This is a genomic window from Achromobacter sp. ACM01 (assembly GCF_014851745.1).
Taxonomy (GTDB): Bacteria; Pseudomonadota; Gammaproteobacteria; order Burkholderiales; family Burkholderiaceae_B; genus Achromobacter; species Achromobacter aegrifaciens.
The window spans coordinates 169,673-187,743 of the sequence record NZ_JACVAF010000003.1 but is presented as its reverse complement, the minus strand read 5'-3'; the positions used below and the strand labels follow the sequence as shown (position 1 = coordinate 187,743).

The window sequence follows — 18,071 nt, the reverse complement described above, 5'->3', positions numbered from 1 at the left end:
CAAAAGGGTTGATTCTATACGACCCGGCCGCTTTGCCGAAGTGCGGCAATACCGCAGCGTGACGCGACACCTTCTGTCACTGACAGCGGCGGGCCGATGCGCTACTGTCCGCGCAGCAAGTCGAACTGGAGATAAAAAATGAAGATCATCGGCGCCATTCTGATCGGCCTGGGTATCGCCGCCCTGGCCTACAAGGGCTTCAACTACAAGTCCGAGGAGACCGTGCTGCAGATCGGTTCGGTGAAGGCCACCGCCGAGACCGAGAAGTCGGTGGCGATTCCGGCCTGGGCCGGCATTGCGGCCATCGTGGCCGGCGTGGTGGCGATCGGCGTCGGCATGCGCCGCTGACTGCGGGCTGTCTGCAAGATCCGCCGATGGCGACCGCAGGGTCGCCATTTTTTCGCGCGCAGGCAAAAAAAAGCGGCCCGGCTCATTGAGGGCCGGGCCGGTACGGGAGCACGCAATACCGCGTCATAAAAGGCTCGCGGGGAACGCGGTATCGGTGTCAGAACACTGGCCCTGCAATCGGCCGACAGGGGGATCAATCGTCGGTCAATCTGGCGCAAGGCCGTAATCTGAGCGCCCAGTCTAATGGCGCGGGTCTGACATGGTCCTGAAAGTGCGGACTCAATTGCGATGGAGCGACATAGGCGAATTCGGACAGGGCCTATCGTCGGCGACCTTGGTCTGGGACTGGGCTGATTTTCCGCCTCGGGTCGAAAAAATACACTTTTCTCTCGCTATCGAGGTTTGTCGATGCCGGTCTTCGGTACTCAGAACTCGTACTTTTCGGCGAGGTGATGCGTGATGCGAGGTGAAACATGAAGAAAGCAGTCCGGCTCCTGGCTGCGGCTGGCGCAATTGTCCTGTCGCACTTGTTTGCAAACGACAGCTCGGCGGCAATTTGTACGAATCCGTACGCGTTCACGCTTCAAGGTCCCGCTTCTATTGCCTTCGACCCTGCGCTTACTGTCGGCGCCACGCTTTGGAGCGGTTCTGTCAATGCATCCAGTGGCGGTAGCGGTGGCTGCAGTTCCGGTACGTTCAGGATTGATTTCGTGGGTTCGAAGACCTACCAGGGAAACAATCTCTACGATTCTGGGATTTCGGGGATCGGCTACAGGCTGAAGTTCACAAGCTCGGGATCTTGCACCAAAGTCTGGTGGCCGTCTTCGTGCACCGACTCATGGTCGGGCACGATGGGTACTCACAGCCTTCTGGTCGAACTGGTGAAGACCGGGCCGATCACAACCGGCGGAACGTTGAGCGGGATATTCGCGGAATGGAAGGTCGGCGCTGAACAGTACTTGCGCTACAGTTGGCGGGGCAGTGTCACCGTCAAGCCGGTGATCCCTACCTGCAAAGTCGCCACGCCGTCCATTCCCGTCCCGCTCGGCACCATTCCAGCCAGCAAGTTCTCTGGGGTGGGAAGCACTTCGAAGTCCGAGAGCTTCAACATCGCATTGCAGTGCTCGGGTGGCGACGCCGGCCGCACCACCGACATCCATCTGACCTTGACCGACCAGACTGCGCCTTCCAACCGCACGGCCGTGCTGTCGCTGACCTCGGGGTCAACGGCGCAGGGTTTAGGCATTCAGGTCAAGAGCGGGACGACGCTTATCAGCTATGGCCCCGACTCGGCTGCGCAGGACAACCCCAATCGTTGGTACGCGGGGGCGGCCGCCAATGGCACGTTCCTGATCCCGCTGTCGGCGAGCTACGTGCAAACCGGGGCCACGGTCAAGGGTGGATCGGCCAATGGCCGGGCGACGTTCACGATGAGCTATCCATAGCCCCCAATGCGCGCGCAAAAAAAAAGCTCCATAAGGAGCTTTTGAAAGGCCGGGCGGGCGCAGCAGTCCCGTCCGGCGGGGGATGGCCTTTTAAGCGTTGATGTCGTTGTCCTTGGATTCGCGCACGAACAGCGTGCCGATGACCAGGGTCATGACTGCAATGATGATCGGATACCACAAGCCGTCGTAGATGTTGCCGGTGGCGGCGACCACGGCGAAGGCGACCGGGGGCAGGAAGCCGCCGAACCAGCCGTTGCCGATGTGGTAAGGCAAGCTCATCGACGTGTAGCGGATGCGCGTCGGGAACATTTCCACCAGCATGGCGGCGATCGGGCCGTAGACCATGGTCACGTAGATCACCAGGATGGTCAGCAGCACCACGACCATGACGTTGTTGCTCTGGGCCGGATCAGCCTTGGCGGGGTAGCCGTGGCTGCGGATGGCGGTGGTGAGCGACTTGTCCAGTTCGGCGGCCTTGGCCTTGAAGTCGGCGGGCGCCAGGGCCTTGCCGTCGAACGAGGCGAACTCGTCGTTGCCGATCTTGACCTTGGCGACCGAGCCGGCCGGGGCCGCTTCGTTCTTGTAGTTCACCGAGTTGCGGGCCATGAACGACTTGACCACGTCGCAAGAGCTGGTGAACGAGGCGGTGCCCACGGGGTTGAACTGGAACGAGCAGGTGGCCGGGTCCGCGATCACGGTGACCGGCGCCGAAGCCTGGGCCTTTTCCAGCGCCGGGTTGGCGAAGTGCGTGATGCCCTGGAAGATCGGGAAGTACGTCGCCGCGGCGATCAGGCAGCCGGCCATGATGATGGGCTTGCGGCCGATCTTGTCGGACAGCGCGCCGAAGATCACGAAGAAGGGCGTGCCGATCAGGAGCGCGATCGCGATCATGATGTTGGCGGTGTTGGCGTCGACCTTCAGCGTCTGCGTCAGGAAGAACAGGGCATAGAACTGGCCCGTGTACCAGACCACGGCCTGGCCGGCGGTCAAGCCCAGCAGCGCCAGGATCACGACCTTCAGGTTCTTCCACTGGCCGAACGATTCTGCGATCGGCGCCTTGGAACCCTTGCCTTCGTCCTTCATGCGCTGGAAGGTCGGCGATTCGTTCAACTGCAACCGGATCCACACCGAGATGCCCAGCAGGACGACCGAGATCAGGAACGGAATGCGCCAGCCCCAGGCCTTGAAGTCGTCTTCGCCCATGAACGTGCGGATGCCGAGGATGACCAGCAGCGACAGGAACAGGCCCAGGGTCGCGGTGGTCTGGATCCAGGACGTGTAGAAGCCACGGCGGCCATGCGGCGCGTGTTCGGCGACATAGGTCGCCGCGCCGCCGTATTCACCGCCCAGCGCCAGGCCTTGCAGCAGGCGCAGGACGATCAGGATGGCGGGAGCGGCCAGGCCGATGCTGGCGTAGCTGGGCAGCACGCCCACGAGGAACGTGGACAGGCCCATGATCACGATCGTGACCAGGAAGGTGTACTTGCGTCCGACCAGGTCGCCCAGTCGGCCGAACACCAGTGCGCCGAACGGACGCACGGCGAAACCGGCGGCGAACGCCAGCAGGGCGAAGATGAAGCCCGCGGTGGGGTTCACGCCCGAGAAGAAGTGTTGCGCGATGATGGCGGCTAGCGAGCCGTACAGGTAGAAGTCGTACCACTCGAAAACCGTGCCCAGCGACGACGCAAAGATGACGCGGCGTTCATCCTTGGTCATCGGGCGCGGATCCGCGGATGGACCGCGGCCTGCCATGGTTGTTGTGCTCATGATGTCTCCTCGGTTTTATGGCCGGCGGTGGTCCGCCGTGCTGCGCCCGCCGCCGGCGAGCCGACATTGAGCTATATGCAACATTGGGGGGTGAGGCTGACGAGGTTCTGACGGGATACTTACTTGAGTCTTAAAATTGAAACTGAAAGTAACTGTTCCCTGGGAGGCTAGGGATAGTCCTAGGAGACGTCGGAGAGGTCTGACAACTCGGCGTAAAGCGGAAAGATCACGCGAATCCGCATACCGGGGAGGTTCGAATACGTCGTGGGGTGATCGCTGATTTCGACGCTGGCCTGGTGCTTCTGGGCGATCTCGCGCACGATGGCCAGGCCCAGGCCGCTGCCGTCGGACTGGGTGCCCAGCACGCGGTAGAAGCGGTCGAACACCCGTTCGCGCTCTTCAGGCGGGATGCCGGGGCCGGAATCCTCTACCTCCAACACCGCATGCGCACCCAGGATCTGCGTGCGCACCGTGATGTGGCCGCCGCGCGGCGTGTAGCGCAGCGCGTTGTCCACCAGGTTGTTGAGCAGTTCGGCCAGCAGCAGCGGGTTGCCGTTGATCTCGACCGGGTGGTCCGAGCCTTCGAAGCCCAGGTCGGTACTCAGCGAGAGCGCCTGCGGCACCCAGTGCATGGCCTGTTCGTAGGCGATGGCGTTGATGTCCGTGCGGGTCATGCCGATCGCGCTGGGGTTTTCGGCCCGGGCCAGCAACAGCAACTGGTTCACCAGGCGCGTGGCGCGCTCGGAACCGGTCACGAGCTGGCGCAGGCTGGACTGCATTTCCTCGGGGCTGGCGTCGCGCAGGGCCAGTTCGGCCTGGGTGCGCAGGCCGGCCAGCGGGGTTTTCAGCTGGTGCGCGGCGTCCGCGACGAAGCGGCGCTGCGCCTGCACGTTGGACGATAGCCGGTCCAGCAGGTCGTTCATCGCGGCCACCAGGGGCGCGATCTCGGTGGGCGCGGCGCGCTCGTCGATGGGTGACAGGTCGTCGGGCCGGCGGGCCCGCAGGCGCTGCTGCAACGCGTTCAAAGGCGCCACCCCGCGCGACAGCCCGAACCACACCAGCAGCACGGCGACAGGCAGCACCACGAACTGCGGAATGATCACGCCCTTGATGATGTCGTTGGCCAGCTGGGTGCGCTTTTCGACGGTCTCGGCCGCGATCAGCAGCGCCGGCTGGGTATCGGGCAGATGCAGGTCCACCCAGGTGAACGCCAGCCGGACCCCGAAGCCGCGCAAGGTCGCGTCCTCGTACTGCACTTCGCCGGGCCGGGGCTGGCCCACGGTGGAAGGCAGGGGCAGGGCGCGGTCGCCGCCCAGGTATTCGCCGCGGCTGCCCAGCGCCAGCCAGAACACGCTATCGGTCTCGTCCGCGTGCAGTACTTCCCGCGCGGTGTTGGTCATCTTCAGCACGGCCCGGCCGTCCTGCGCATGTACCTGCAGCGTCAGCACATGAAGATTATTGGCCAGCGCACGGTCGTAGGGCACGTTGGCGATGTTCTGCGCCACCACATAGGTGATGGCCACGCTCATCGGCCACAGCAGGAATAGCGGCGCCAGCATCCAGTCCAGGATTTCGCCCAGCAGGGAGCGCTGCGGCGGCGCGAAGCTGGGGCCCTTGGCCCCCGCCCGCATGACATCCAGTGCTTCCTGGTTCAGCGCTTCCGGCGGCGCCGCTTCAGCTTGCGAGGTACGCCGCACCCTGGTCCCGCTCAAGACAGTAGCCCAGGCCGCGCACGGTCACGATCTTCACGCCGCTGGGCTCCAGCTTCTTGCGCAGGCGATGGACGTAGACCTCGATGGCATTGGTGCTGACCTCTTCGCCCCATTCGCACAGGTGGTCGACCAGCTGGGTCTTGCTGACCATGCGGCCGCTGCGGGTCAGGAGGATCTCGAGCAGGCTGACTTCGCGCGCCGACAGGTCCAGGGTCTGGTCGTCGACCATGGCGACGCGGCCGGTCTGGTCGAACAGCAGGCGGCCATGCTTGATCATGGTGGCGCCGCCGCCCGCGCCGCGCCGGGTCAGGGCCCGCACGCGGGCTTCGAGCTCGGACAGCGCGAAAGGCTTGGCCATGTAGTCGTCGGCGCCCAGGTCCAGGCCCTTGACGCGCTGTTCGATGCTGTCGGCAGCCGTCAGGATGAGCACCGGCAGGGCGGAATTGCGGGCGCGCAGGCGGCGCAGCACTTCCAGTCCGGCCAGTTGCGGCAGGCCCAGGTCGAGGATGAGCAGGTCGAATGCCTGGGCCGCCAGCGCCGAGTCGGCCGCCAGTCCGTCGCGCACCGCATCCACGGCATAGCCGTTGTGGCGCAACGAACGGGACAGGCCGTCGGCCAGGATGCTGTCGTCTTCGGCGATCAGGATACGCATGGGCTACAGTGAGAAAAGGCCCCGCGGCGCAAAGGGGACAAAACGCCGGGTTCGTCTGGCATTCTGGCATAGGGCGCCATGCTTGCCACTCAGGGTATACGTGCAAAACACTGGCACACTGGTTTTATGTACAGTATAATCCGATGCCATAATCTGACCCGTTGCTCAAAGCACCCGCCTAACCCTGCGGCACTTCCCTAGACACCAGATACGTTACAGACAGGACTCTACATGGACGACAAAACCACCAAGGCCGCCGCATCGGAAAAGGCCAAGGCGCTTGCCGCCGCGCTTTCGCAGATCGAAAAGCAGTTCGGCAAGGGCTCGATCATGCGCTACGGCGACAACGAGGTGTCGCACGACATCCAGGTGGTTTCCACGGGCTCCCTGGGCCTGGACATCGCGCTGGGCGTCGGCGGCCTGCCGCGAGGCCGCGTGGTCGAAATCTACGGTCCGGAATCCTCGGGCAAGACCACGCTGACGCTGCAGGTGGTCGCTGAAATGCAAAAGCTGGGCGGCACCTGCGCCTTCGTCGACGCCGAACACGCGCTCGACGTGCAATACGCCTCCAAGCTGGGCGTGAACCTGGCCGACCTGCTGATCTCGCAGCCGGACACGGGTGAACAGGCGCTGGAAATCACCGACGCGCTGGTGCGCTCCGGCTCGGTCGACCTGATCGTGGTCGACTCGGTGGCCGCACTGGTCCCCAAGGCCGAAATCGAAGGCGAAATGGGCGATTCCCTGCCCGGCCTGCAAGCCCGCCTGATGAGCCAGGCGCTGCGCAAGCTCACCGCCACCATCAAGAAGACCAATTGCATGGTCATCTTCATCAACCAGATCCGCATGAAGATCGGCGTGATGTTCGGCAACCCCGAAACCACCACCGGCGGCAACGCGCTCAAGTTCTACGCCTCCGTGCGCCTGGACATCCGTCGCATCGGCTCCATCAAGAAGGGCGACGAGGTCGTCGGCAACGAAACCCGCGTCAAGGTCGTGAAGAACAAGGTCGCGCCGCCGTTCAAGCAGGCCGAATTCGACATCATGTATGGTGCCGGTATCTCGCGCGAAGGCGAAATCATCGATCTGGGCGTGGCCGCCAACGTGGTCGACAAGTCCGGCGCCTGGTACAGCTACAACGGCAACCGCATCGGCCAGGGCAAGGACAATGTCCGCGAGTACCTGAAAGAGCACAAGGAACTGGCCATCGAAATCGAGAACCGCGTTCGCGAAAACCAGGGCATCGTCAGCCGCGCGGCAGAATTCGTGCCCACCGCGGAAGATACCTCCGAAGAGTAATCGGATTGGTGGCGGGCCTGGCGCGGCGCAATTCAAGTTCGCCGCAAACGGACCGCCTATCGCGTCGGGGCAGCCCGAACAGTTGCGGCAGGCGCCAGGACGGGCCTGCCGTTATGCATACCAAGCAGGAAACGCATGAGCTGGAAATCGCCGCCCGCTTCAGCCGAGCGCCTACGCGCCAAGCTGGACGATGAATTCGAAACCGTGGCCAAGCCCCAGGGCTTGCGCCGCACTTCGGATGCGCGCCGCGATCAGGAAGCGGAATCCAGCGATGCGCCAGAGCAATGGAGCCGCAGCTCGGAAGCCGGCAATGTGCGCCGAGGCCGGCGCGCCGCCGCTGCCGAGGACGGCCCGGACGCGGACGGCCAGTCCGCCCGCAAGGGGCCATCGCTGAAGATGCGGGCCGTGGGCTATCTGTCGCGGCGCGAGCATGCCCGCGAAGAGTTGGCGCGCAAGCTTGCCGCCTACGCCGAGGACCCGGGCGAAGTCGAGGCCGTGCTGGATGCCCTGGAAAAAGAAGGCTGGCTGTCCACCGAACGTTTTGCGCAAAGCCTGGTGCACCGCCGCGCGTCGCGCCAAGGGGCGGCGCGCATCGTGCAGGAATTGCGGCAACATGGCGTGGACGACAACCAGGTCGCCGAATTGCGCGAACAACTGCGGGCCACCGAGTACGACCGCGCGCTGGAAGTCTGGAAGAAGCGCTTCAGCGCCAAGCCGGAAGACCGCGCGGCCTATGCCAAGCAGGCCCGCTTTCTGGCCAGCCGCGGGTTCGCGCATGACGTGATCCGCCGCATCCTGGGTGCAGGCGGCGACGAGGACTGAGCGCTACGCCCGAAGCGCCTGGCCTCTTACTTTGCCGACTTGATCCCCGACAGCGTCTTGAAGCAGACATCCCGGGTAATGGTCAGGAACTCATCGATGTACGACGCGTCCGTGTCTTCGCTACGCACCGTCGCGTACAGCGTGCGCCATACGCCTTGCGGGCCCAGCCGGCACAGCCGCAGCCAACCCTGATTCATGTATTCCGTCAGCGCCCAGTTGGGCAGCGCGGCCACGCCGCGGTTGCTGGCTACCAGTTGCGCGATGATGGGAGTGAGTTCCGCGCGGCGGACGGCGGCCGGTTCCACGTCGGCGGGGTCGAGGAAGGCCGTGAAAATGTCCAGGCGCTGCTTGTCCACGGGATAGGTGATGAGCGTCTGGTCGGCCAATTGCTCCGGCATGACGAACTTGCTGCCTGCCAGCGGATTGGATTCCGACACGGCCAGCACCAGCTCGTACTTGAATAACGGCAGGTATTCCACCGCCTCGAGCGGCTGGGGATCTGACGTGATGACCAGGTCCAGGTCGCCGCGCACCAGAGCGGGCAGGGGGGCGAAGGAAAACGCCGCCGACAGGTCCAACGCCACGTCCGGCCATTGCACGCGGAAGGCATCCAGGGCCGGCATCAGCCACTGGAAGCAGGAATGGCAGTCGATGGCCAAATGCAGCCGGCCGGTGCGGCCCGCGGCCAGCCGCTGCAGGTCCCGTTCCGTCGCGCGGATGCGCGGCAGCACGTCATCCGCCAGCGCCAGCACCCGCAGTCCCGCCGTCGTCAGCCGAGCCGGCCGCGTGCGGCGGTTCAGCAGCGGCGTGCCCAGCCGGGTTTCCAGGTCGCGCAACTGATGCGACAGGGCCGACTGGGTCAGGTGCAGGCGCTCGGCGGCTTCCTGCAGGCTGCCGCCGTCGCGGATGGCGGAAAGCGTTTCAAGGTGGCGGATTTCAAGCATGGGTGACCGCAGGATTTGGGAATAAGCTCATATTCTATGAGATTTGCTCATTTTATGAATGTAGACATTGATTTTGATTCATTTTGATTTGGCTTCAAAATGGCTGTCACTTGAACAAATTTTGTCTAACGGTGGTGATCCATGACTACGATTCATAATTTGGGGTTCCCCCGCATCGGCGCCCAGCGTGAACTGAAGCGCGCAGTCGAAGCTTATTGGGCCGGCAGGCAAACCGCCGAGGAACTGGAACAGACGGGCCGCGAGCTGCGCGCCAGGCACTGGAAGCTGCAGGCCGCCGCCGGCCTGAAGTTCGTGCCGGTGGGCGACTTCGCCTGGTACGACCAGATCCTGGAATGGAGCACGCTGCTGGGCGCCGTGCCTGCCCGCTTCGGCCAGCACGACAACGAACCCGTCACGCTGGACACGTTGTTCCGCATGGGCCGTGGACGCGCGCCGTCGGGCAAGCCCGCCGCCGCCTGCGAAATGACCAAGTGGTTCGATACCAACTATCACTACATCGTGCCGGAACTGGCGCCGGGCCAGACCTTCCGCATCGCCCGCGAATCGCTGTTCGAACAGGTCCAGGAGGCGCAGGCCCAGGGGTACGCCGTGAAGCCCGTGATCCCCGGCCCGCTGACCTGGCTGTACCAAGGCAAGGGCGACGCCTTTCCCGCCGGCGCCGCCGATGAGGGCAAGCTGCAACTGCTGGCCGCGCTGCTGCCGGTCTACCAGGAAGTGCTGGCGCGCTTCGCCAAGCTGGGCGTGCAGTGGGTGCAGATCGATGAACCCATCCTGGCGCTGGATCTGCCGCAAGCCTGGCGCCGCGCGTTCAAGCAGGCCTACGACCAGCTATCCTCCAGCCCGGTCAAGCTGTTGGTGGCCACCTACTTCGACGGCCTGAAGGACAACCTGCCGACCGCCCTGGGCCTGCCCGTGGCCGGCCTGCATGTGGATCTGGTCCGCGCACCCGAGCAACTGGCGGAAGTGGTTGCGGGCCTGGGCTCCGGGCAGGTGCTGTCCGCCGGCATCATCAACGGCCGCAACATCTGGCGCACCGACCTGGATTCGGCCATTGCCACGCTGACCCCGATCAAGCAGCAATTGGGCGACCGCCTGTGGCTGGCGCCGTCGTGCTCGCTGCTGCACGTGCCGGTGGACCTGGCGCATGAAACCGAGCTGGACGCGGAACTCAAGAGCTGGTTGTCGTTTGCCGCGCAGAAGCTCGAAGAACTGAGCCTGCTGGGCCGCGCCCTGGACGGCGCCACGCAAGCGGCCGCGCAGGAAGGCCTGGCCAGGCAGCGCGCCGCGCTCGCCGCCCGCCGCGCTTCGACCCGCATCCACAATCCGGCCGTCGCCCAGCGCATGGCCGGCGCTGCGGCCGTGTCGCGCGATCGCGCGCCGTTTGCCGGCCGCATCGCCCGCCAGCAGGAACAGCTGGGCTTGCCCGCCTACCCGACGACGACCATCGGCTCCTTCCCGCAGACCGCGGAAATCCGCGCCTTGCGCCGCGACTGGAAGTCGGGCGCGTTGACGGACTCGGGCTACGAGACCGCCATCCGCAAGGAGATCGAGGAAGTCATCCGCTTCCAGGAAAAGGTAGGCCTGGACGTGCTGGTGCACGGCGAACCCGAGCGCAACGACATGGTGGAGTACTTCGGCGAGCTGCTGGCCGGCTTCGCCTTCACCAAGAACGGCTGGGTTCAGAGCTATGGCTCGCGCTGCGTCAAACCGCCCGTCATTTTTGGCGACGTTGCGCGCCCGGCGCCGATGACGGTGGGCTGGTCGTCGTACGCGCAGTCGCTGACCGACAAGCCGGTCAAGGGCATGCTGACCGGGCCGGTCACCATCCTGCAATGGTCGTTCGTGCGCGACGACCAGCCGCGCGAGCAGACCTGCCGCCAATTGGCGCTGGCGCTGCGCGACGAGGTGGTGGACCTGGAAGCCGCCGGCATCAGTGTCATCCAGATCGACGAGCCCGCCATCCGCGAAGGCCTGCCGCTGCGCCGCGCCGATTGGCAGGCCTACCTGGACTGGGCCGTGGATTGCTTCCGCCTGTCGACCGCCGGCGTGCGCGACGAAACGCAGATCCACACCCACATGTGCTATTCGGAGTTCAACGACATCATCGAGTCCATCGCCGCCATGGACGCGGACGTGATCACGATCGAAACCTCGCGCTCCAACATGGAGCTGCTCAAGGCGTTCGAGGACTTCCGCTATCCGAACGATATCGGCCCCGGCGTGTACGACATCCATTCGCCGAACGTGCCCGAAGTGGACTGGATGGTCGGCCTGATGCAGAAGGCCGCGGCCCGCCTGCCCAAGGAGCGCCTGTGGGTCAATCCTGACTGCGGCCTGAAGACGCGCGCCTGGCCTGAAACCGAAGCTGCGCTGCTTGGCATGGTGCAGGCGGCCCGAGCCTTGCGCCAGGCGGCCTGAGCAAGCAGCTTGCCCTGACGCCGCCGGGATCCCAAGGGTCCGGCGCCAGCCCTGATCCGTGCACGTCGCGCGCGGAGCAGGGCTTTTTTCTCTGCAGCCGCAAGGTCCTTCTGATGGCTGCAAGCCACAGCCTGCGCGCAGCGTGGATGTTTTTTTTCAAACTTGCTTGAACGAAATTCCGCGGCGGGGGTCAATACGCAAAAATCCCATTGCTGGATCCTTGTCGTTCCTATGATTCTCCAAGGCCCCTGTCGGCCCGACCTGCTGCTCGCAGAGACGCTGCCCGACATTCTGGAAGCCACGATCCGCCGGCATCCCGCCGCCGTCGCCATTCATTGGCTGGATCACACTCTCACCTACGACATGCTCGGCCAGCGCGCCGATCTGGCCGCGCATCATCTGATGCAGGCCGGCGTGCGGCCTGGCGATATCGTGGGCCTGTGCCTGCCGCGCGGCGCCGACCTGCTGGTGATGCAGGCGGCCATCGCGAAGGCGGGCGCGGCCTGGCTGCCGTTCGAGTCCGACACGCCGGTGGACCGCATGCTGGTCTGCCTGCAGGACGCGGGCGCTCGCGGGCTGATCGCGGGCGCCGAGGTCCGGCTGGACGGCATGGCCACCTGGACCACCTGGGCCTTGTCGGAGCCGGTCGAAGGCGCTTTGCGCAGGCGGGAAGGGCTGCTGCCCGAGCATCCCGCCTACGTCATCTACACCTCGGGCTCCACCGGCAAGCCCAAGGGCGTGCCTGTCAGCCATGCCAGCATCTGCCACTTCCTGCGCAGCGAAAACGCGGTGCTGGGCGTGCGCCACGAAGACAAGGTCTATCAGGGCTTCTCGGTAGCCTTCGACATGTCGTTCGAAGAGATCTGGATCAGCTATCTGGTCGGCGCGTCCCTGTGGGTGGCGCCCAAGATGCTGACCACGGACCCCGAAGGCCTGCCGGACGCGCTGGTGCGGGAAGGCATTACCGTGTTGCACGCCGTGCCGACCTTGCTGGCGCTGTTCGCGCGCGACGTGCCCGGATTGCGCATCGTCAACCTGGGCGGCGAGGTCTGTCCGGACTTCCTGGTGCCGCGCTGGGCCACGCCCGGCCGGCGCCTGTTCAATACCTACGGCCCCACCGAGACCACGGTGTCCGCCAGCCTGGCCGAACTGCTGCCCGGCCAGCCCGTGACCATAGGCACGCCGCTGCCCAACTACGGCATGCTGGTGCGCGGCGAGGATGGCGCGGTGCTGCCGCAAGGGCAGGTGGGCGAGCTGTGCATCACAGGCCCCGGCGTGGCTGGCGGCTATCTGGGCAGGCCCGAGCTGACGGCCGAGAAATTCCTGGCCAATCCGCGTCCGGCCGGCGATCACGACACGCGCATGTACCGCAGCGGCGACCTGGCGCGCATCGACGAGCACGGGCAGATCCACTGCCTGGGCCGCAGCGACGACCAGGTCAAGGTGCGGGGGTTCCGGGTCGAACTCGGGGAAATCGAGGCCGCGCTTTACCGCCTGCCGGGCGTGGGCGCGGCCGCCGTGGTGCTGCGCGATCTCGCGGGCATCGAGCAGCTGGTGGCTTTTCTCAAGCCCGAGGGCGAGGCGCGGCTGGACCCGCATGCGATGCGCGCCGCGCTGGGCGCGGACCTGCCCGCCTACATGATTCCGGCGCGCTTCGAACTGGTGGCCGATGTTCCCCGTTTGACCTCGGGCAAGATCGACCGCAAGGCGCTGAAGGCGCGCGAACTGGTGGCCGTGTCCGAGCCCGGCGGCGAAGACGACGAACCCGTCACGCCGGGCGAGCGGGCCTTGTTCGACGCCTTGCGTCCGCTGTTCCCGGGACAGCCGCTGCGGCTGGCCAGCGACTTCTTCCGCGACCTGGGCGGCCATTCGCTGCTGGCCGCGCGTCTGGTGTCGTCGCTGCGCAAGCATCCGCATTTTTCCGCGCTGACCATGCACGAGCTTTACCAGCATCCTGTGCTGGCGACGCTTGCGGCCCGGCTGGACGCGCTGGCTTCGGCCGAAAGCGACGCGGCCCGAGCGGCGGGCGTCGCCGGCATTGGCGCCGATCCCGCGCCCGCGCCCGAGTGGCGCCGCTGGACCTGCGGCCTGGCGCAGTTGGCGGCCTTGCCGCTGCTGATCGGCGTACGCATGCTGATCTGGCTGACGCCGTTCTTCACGTATCACTATTGGACGGGCGACGAAGGCGACTCGGTCTGGCGTGCGGTGGTCCTGTCCATCGCCAGCTATCTGGCCTGCAATCTGTTGAGCTTCGGCGTGGCCGTGGCCTGCAAGTGGGGCATTCTTGGCCGGCTCAAGCCCGGCAGCTATCCGATGTACGGCTGGCTGTTCTACCGCTGGTGGCTGGTGGACCGGGTGATGGACATTCCGCCCGCGCATCTGCTTGCGGGCTCCCCGTTGCAGGTCTGGTACCTGCGGGCGCTGGGCGCGCGCATCGGCCGCGACGCTGCCATCAGCCGGGTGTCCGTGCGTGCGCCCGATCTGCTGTCGGTGGGCAACGGCGTGAGCATCGGCGCGGCGGTCAACCTGGAGAATTTCTCGGTGCGCGGCGGCGAGTGGACGGTGGCGCCGATCACGTTGGCGGACAACACCTACATCGGTTCCTATTCGGTGCTGCAAGGCGACGTGGCGATGGGCGAGGGCGCACGGCTGGACGGACTGTCTTCGCTGGCGCAGGGCGCCCGCGTGCCTGCGGGCCAGATCTGGAGCGGGGCGCCAGCGCGCCACGATCCGCAGGCCCGCGCTCCCGAATTGCCGCCGCGGCCGCAACGCCACGGCATCTGGAGCCGGCTCGACTGCATGGCCTATGCGGCCGGCGGTACGCTGATCGCCGCGCTGTTCTTCATGCCGGTGTTCCCGAGCTTTGTGCTGATCGACTGGATCGACGCGCGCTGGCTGGACCTGATGGGCGCGCGAGTGCCCTGGCCTCAAGCCTTCCTGAGCTATCTGCTGCTGGCCTTGCCTGCCAGCGCATTGCTGTTGATGCTGACGGTGCTGGTATCGGCGTTGCTGCGATGGACGCTGTTGCCGCGTCTGGCCAGCGGCCGCTGGCCTGTATACGGCCAGATCTACCTGCGGCGCTGGTTGACGAACCAGATCCAGGAATCGAGCCTGAGCGTGCTGCACGGCCTGTACGCGTCGATCTACGCGGGCAACTGGTATCGCCTGCTGGGCGCGAAGGTCGGACGCGGCACCGAAATTTCCACCGCCATGGGCGTGGTGCCCGACATGCTGACCCTCGGCCGAGACAGCTTCATCGCCGACGGCGTCATGCTGGGCGACGAGGAAATCGACGCCGGCTGGATGACCTTGCGGCCCACCGTCATCGGCAACCGCAGTTTCGTCGGCAACGGCGCCTATGTGCCGGACGGCTCGGTACTGCCCGACGACGTGCTGATCGGCGTGCAGAGCCGCGCGCCGGCCAATGCCCGCATGGCCAGCGGCCAGACCTGGCTGGGCAATCCGCCGCTGGCGCTGCCGGCGCGCGAACAGACCGCGGGCTTTCCGGCGCACCTGACTTTCCGCCCCAGCCTGGGGCGCAAGATCCTGCGCGGCGGCGTCGAAGGCATGCGCATGGTCCTGCCGCTGGCCGTGGTGATCGCGGTGGGCTATCTGACCGTGATGAAAGTCATCCCCATGGCCGCCCGCGAAGGCTTTGTCTCCGCTTTCGACGAGCTGATGCTGGCCGGCGTGTTGTACGGCGTCGGCGCGTTCCTGTTCCTGGTGGCGCTGAAATGGGCCTTGATCGGCCGCTACAAGCCGCGCGCCGAGCCCATGTGGACGCCGTTCGTCTGGAAGAGCGAAGCGGTCACCAGCCTGTATGAATCCATAGCGGTGCCCAACTTCTTCAACTTCCTGCGGGCCACGCCCTGGCTGCCGCTGGCCCTGCGCTGCATGGGCGCCCGCATCGGCAAGCGCGTCTTCATGGACACCACCGACATCACCGAGTACGACTGCGTGTCGATCGGCGACGACGCGGTGCTGCACGCCTGGTCCGGACCGCAGACCCATCTGTTCGAAGACCGCGTGATGAAGATCGGCATGGTCCGCATCGGCGATGCCGTCAACGTCGGGCCGCGCAGCACCATCCTGTATGACACCCGGGTCGAAGCGGGCGCGCGCCTGGGGCCGCTGACGCTGGTGCTCAAGGGCGAGGCCATTCCGGCGGGCCAGGCCTGGATCGGCAGTCCGGCCACGCCTTGGGAGCAGCGGTGACCGGACCCCGGAGGCTGACCGGGGAGGGCGCCCCGGTCGAATTGTGGCTGCTGCACCTGCCTGCCTCCCGCCACAGGCAACGGGAGGCAGCCCGGAATTGGCTGGCCACGGAATTGGCGCGGCGCGATCCGCAAGCCGCGCCCGGCTGGACGGAAACGTCCAAGGGTCCGCAAATGCCCGCAGGCGCGCGCTGGAACAGTTCCTTCTCTTACTATGGCCCCTATATTCTCTGCGGCCTGTCCCGGCTGGGCCTGCCGGGCGTGGACCTGACCGGCGCGCAGGCCTGGGCGGGCGATGCGGACGTGATCCGTCTCTATTGCGGCCCGCAGGCCGCCGCCGAACTGGCCGCCAGTCCGCCGGCCGCCCGGGCGGACGCCTTCGCCCGCGCCTGGAGCGCGCTGGAGGCGCGCCTGAAAGCCTGCCGGCGGGGACTGGAGGAATACTCCCCCGAGCGCGAGCGGCACCTGGCCGCTGCCCGCATCACCTGCCAGCTTCGGCACCAGGGCCTATGGGCGGCAGCCGCACTCTGCGGCGGCGCGTCAGGCGCCAGTCAGGGGGCTTGATCGCAGGCCGCCTGCGCTATACTTTGAAGGTTTTGTTGCCGCGCACCATGCGCAGGCATCTCGCCCCGCAGGCCCCCAGCATGCCCTTGCCACCGCCGGACTATCCTCGCCAACCATTGCACACGCGTTCCATACGCGTGCAGTCGTATGCGCGCGAAGACGGGCACTGGGACCTGGAAGCCGAGCTGATCGACGTCAAGGCGTACGATTTCCCCAAGCGCGACGGCGAGATGTTCAAGGCCGGACAACCCATCCACCACATGCATCTGCGCATCACCATCGACGAGAACTTCTCGATCGTGGCGGCGCAGGCCGTCTATGACGCCGCTCCCTACGGCGAGCATTGCATGGCCATCGAACCGGCTTACACTGATCTGATCGGAATGAACCTGCTCAAGGGGTTCCGCCGGCAGGTCAAGGAGCGGTTCGGGCACGTGGAGGGCTGTACGCACATGACCGAACTGTCGCAGGTGCTACCCACCGCGGCGGTGCAGACCATGGCCAACCGCCGGCGGCAGGAAAACAACCCGAACCGGCGTCCATTCCAACTGGACGGCTGCCACGCGCTAAGCACCAGCGGCCCGGTGGTGGCTGAGCACTATCCCAAGTGGTACACCGGGGGTAGCGCTGAGGCATCGGCCGATTCGTCCTCCGATTCACCTTCTTTTTCTCATACGTCCTGACAGGTAACACATGAAAATCCACGAGTATCAAGGCAAGGAACTGCTGAAGCAATTTGGCGTCCCCGTGCCGCGCGGGATTCCCGCTCTTTCCGTCGACGAGGCCGTGGCTGCCGCTGAAAAGCTGGGTGGACCGGTTTGGGTCGTCAAGGCACAAATTCACGCGGGCGGCCGCGGCAAGGGCGGCGGCGTGAAGCTGGCGCGCTCGCTGGACGACGTCCGCAAGCTGGCCTCGGAAATCCTGGGCATGCAGCTGATCACGCACCAGACCGGCCCGGAAGGCCAGAAGGTCCGCCGCCTGTACATCGAAGACGGCGCCGACATCCAGAAGGAATACTACGTGTCGCTGGTCACCGACCGCGCCACCCAGAAGGTTGCCTTCATCGCCTCCAGCGAAGGCGGCATGGACATCGAGGAAGTGGCCCACTCCACTCCCGAGAAGATCATCACCGAATACATCGACCCGCTGACCGGCCTGTCGGCCGAGCAAGCCACCAAGATCGCCAACGCGATCGGCCTGCCCGCTGACTCCACCGCCCAGGCCGTGGACGTGTTCCAGAAGCTCTACAAGTGCTACATGGACACCGACGCCTCCCTGGTCGAAATCAACCCGCTGAACCGCGACAGCAAGGGCAACATCATCGCCCTGGACGCCAAGTTCAACTTCGACTCCAACGCCCTGTTCCGTCACCCGGAAATCGTCGCCTACCGCGACCTGGACGAAGAAGATCCGGCTGAAATCGAAGCCAGCAAGTTCGACCTGGCCTACATCCAGCTCGACGGCAACATCGGCTGCCTGGTGAACGGCGCCGGCCTGGCCATGGCCACCATGGACACCATCAAGCTGTTCGGCGGCGAGCCGGCCAACTTCCTGGACGTCGGCGGCGGCGCCACGGCCGAGAAGGTCACGGAAGCCTTCAAGATCATGCTCAAGAACAAGGGCGTGAAGGCCATCCTGGTCAACATCTTCGGCGGCATCATGCGCTGCGACGTCATCGCCGAAGGCGTGATCGCTGCTTGCAAGGCCGTCAACCTGAACGTGCCGCTGGTCGTCCGCATGAAGGGCACCAACGAAGAACTCGGCAAGAAGATGCTGGCTGACTCCGGTCTGCCGATCATCAGCGCCGACACGATGGCCGAAGCCGCCACCCGCGTCGTAGCCGCCGTCAAGTAAAGAAAAATCCAAGG

13 protein-coding genes are annotated in these 18,071 nt (G+C 65.7%); 9 read left to right on the top strand and 4 right to left on the bottom strand.

Annotation, left to right across the window (positions count from 1 at the left end; genetic code table 11):
• Nucleotides 1-138: 138 nt before the first annotated feature.
• Together IB268_RS15630 and IB268_RS15625 are read left to right on the top strand one after the other, a co-directional pair.
• On the top strand, nt 139-348 hold the full coding sequence (locus IB268_RS15630; RefSeq protein ID WP_054451050.1) for a hypothetical protein: 210 nt from the start codon (nt 139-141) through the stop codon (nt 346-348).
• A gap of 473 nt (nt 349-821) precedes the next feature.
• Complete coding sequence (locus tag IB268_RS15625; protein ID WP_082400689.1) at nt 822-1,793, top strand: fimbrial protein; 972 nt, start codon at nt 822-824, stop codon at nt 1,791-1,793.
• Between the two features lie 90 nt (nt 1,794-1,883).
• Here the strand turns inward: IB268_RS15625 and IB268_RS15620 are convergent, their stop codons facing one another.
• The 3 genes from IB268_RS15620 to IB268_RS15610 all read right to left on the bottom strand — a co-directional run bounded on the left by IB268_RS15620 (nt 1,884) and on the right by IB268_RS15610 (nt 5,924).
• Nucleotides 1,884-3,545 carry an MFS transporter gene (locus IB268_RS15620; protein ID WP_054451052.1) on the bottom strand — a complete coding sequence of 554 codons (1,662 nt, stop codon included), beginning with the start codon at nt 3,543-3,545 and terminating at the stop codon, nt 1,884-1,886.
• Nucleotides 3,546-3,739: 194 nt separating this feature from the next.
• The gene (locus IB268_RS15615; protein ID WP_156337320.1) at nt 3,740-5,119 is read right to left on the bottom strand and encodes a sensor histidine kinase; all 1,380 of its coding nucleotides are present in this window, start codon (nt 5,117-5,119) and stop codon (nt 3,740-3,742) included.
• Nucleotides 5,120-5,234: 115 nt separating this feature from the next.
• The gene (locus IB268_RS15610) at nt 5,235-5,924 is read right to left on the bottom strand and encodes a response regulator transcription factor (protein WP_013392535.1); all 690 of its coding nucleotides are present in this window, start codon (nt 5,922-5,924) and stop codon (nt 5,235-5,237) included.
• A 231-nt stretch (nt 5,925-6,155) separates the two neighbouring features.
• Here IB268_RS15610 and recA point away from each other — a divergent pair, with 231 nt between their 5' ends.
• Nucleotides 6,156-7,220, top strand: a complete 1,065-nt coding sequence (gene recA / locus IB268_RS15605; protein WP_054451054.1) for a recombinase RecA — start codon at nt 6,156-6,158, stop codon at nt 7,218-7,220.
• 135 nt (nt 7,221-7,355) lie between these two features.
• Nucleotides 7,356-8,042, top strand: a complete 687-nt coding sequence (gene recX / locus IB268_RS15600) for a recombination regulator RecX (RefSeq protein WP_175162454.1) — start codon at nt 7,356-7,358, stop codon at nt 8,040-8,042.
• A gap of 26 nt (nt 8,043-8,068) precedes the next feature.
• Here the strand turns inward: recX and IB268_RS15595 are convergent, their stop codons facing one another.
• Entirely contained in the window at nt 8,069-8,986 is a 918-nt protein-coding gene (locus IB268_RS15595) for a LysR family transcriptional regulator (RefSeq protein ID WP_054451055.1), read from the bottom strand.
• A gap of 141 nt (nt 8,987-9,127) precedes the next feature.
• Here IB268_RS15595 and metE point away from each other — a divergent pair, with 141 nt between their 5' ends.
• The 5 genes from metE to sucC all read left to right on the top strand — a co-directional run bounded on the left by metE (nt 9,128) and on the right by sucC (nt 18,057).
• Complete coding sequence (metE, locus tag IB268_RS15590) at nt 9,128-11,425, top strand: 5-methyltetrahydropteroyltriglutamate--homocysteine S-methyltransferase (protein ID WP_192354504.1); 2,298 nt, start codon at nt 9,128-9,130, stop codon at nt 11,423-11,425.
• 231 nt (nt 11,426-11,656) lie between these two features.
• Nucleotides 11,657-15,640 carry a Pls/PosA family non-ribosomal peptide synthetase gene (locus tag IB268_RS15585; RefSeq protein WP_192354503.1) on the top strand — a complete coding sequence of 1,328 codons (3,984 nt, stop codon included), beginning with the start codon at nt 11,657-11,659 and terminating at the stop codon, nt 15,638-15,640.
• A complete protein-coding gene (locus IB268_RS15580) occupies nt 15,637-16,203 on the top strand; it encodes a 4'-phosphopantetheinyl transferase superfamily protein (protein ID WP_119450543.1) in 567 nt (188 codons plus the stop codon). Before IB268_RS15585 ends, IB268_RS15580 begins: the two co-directional genes overlap by 4 nt.
• Nucleotides 16,204-16,283: 80 nt before the next feature.
• A complete protein-coding gene (locus tag IB268_RS15575) occupies nt 16,284-16,886 on the top strand; it encodes a DUF2889 domain-containing protein (RefSeq protein WP_054451331.1) in 603 nt (200 codons plus the stop codon).
• A 10-nt stretch (nt 16,887-16,896) separates the two neighbouring features.
• On the top strand, nt 16,897-18,057 hold the full coding sequence (gene sucC, locus IB268_RS15570; protein ID WP_054451059.1) for an ADP-forming succinate--CoA ligase subunit beta: 1,161 nt from the start codon (nt 16,897-16,899) through the stop codon (nt 18,055-18,057).
• Nucleotides 18,058-18,071: the final 14 nt, after the last annotated feature.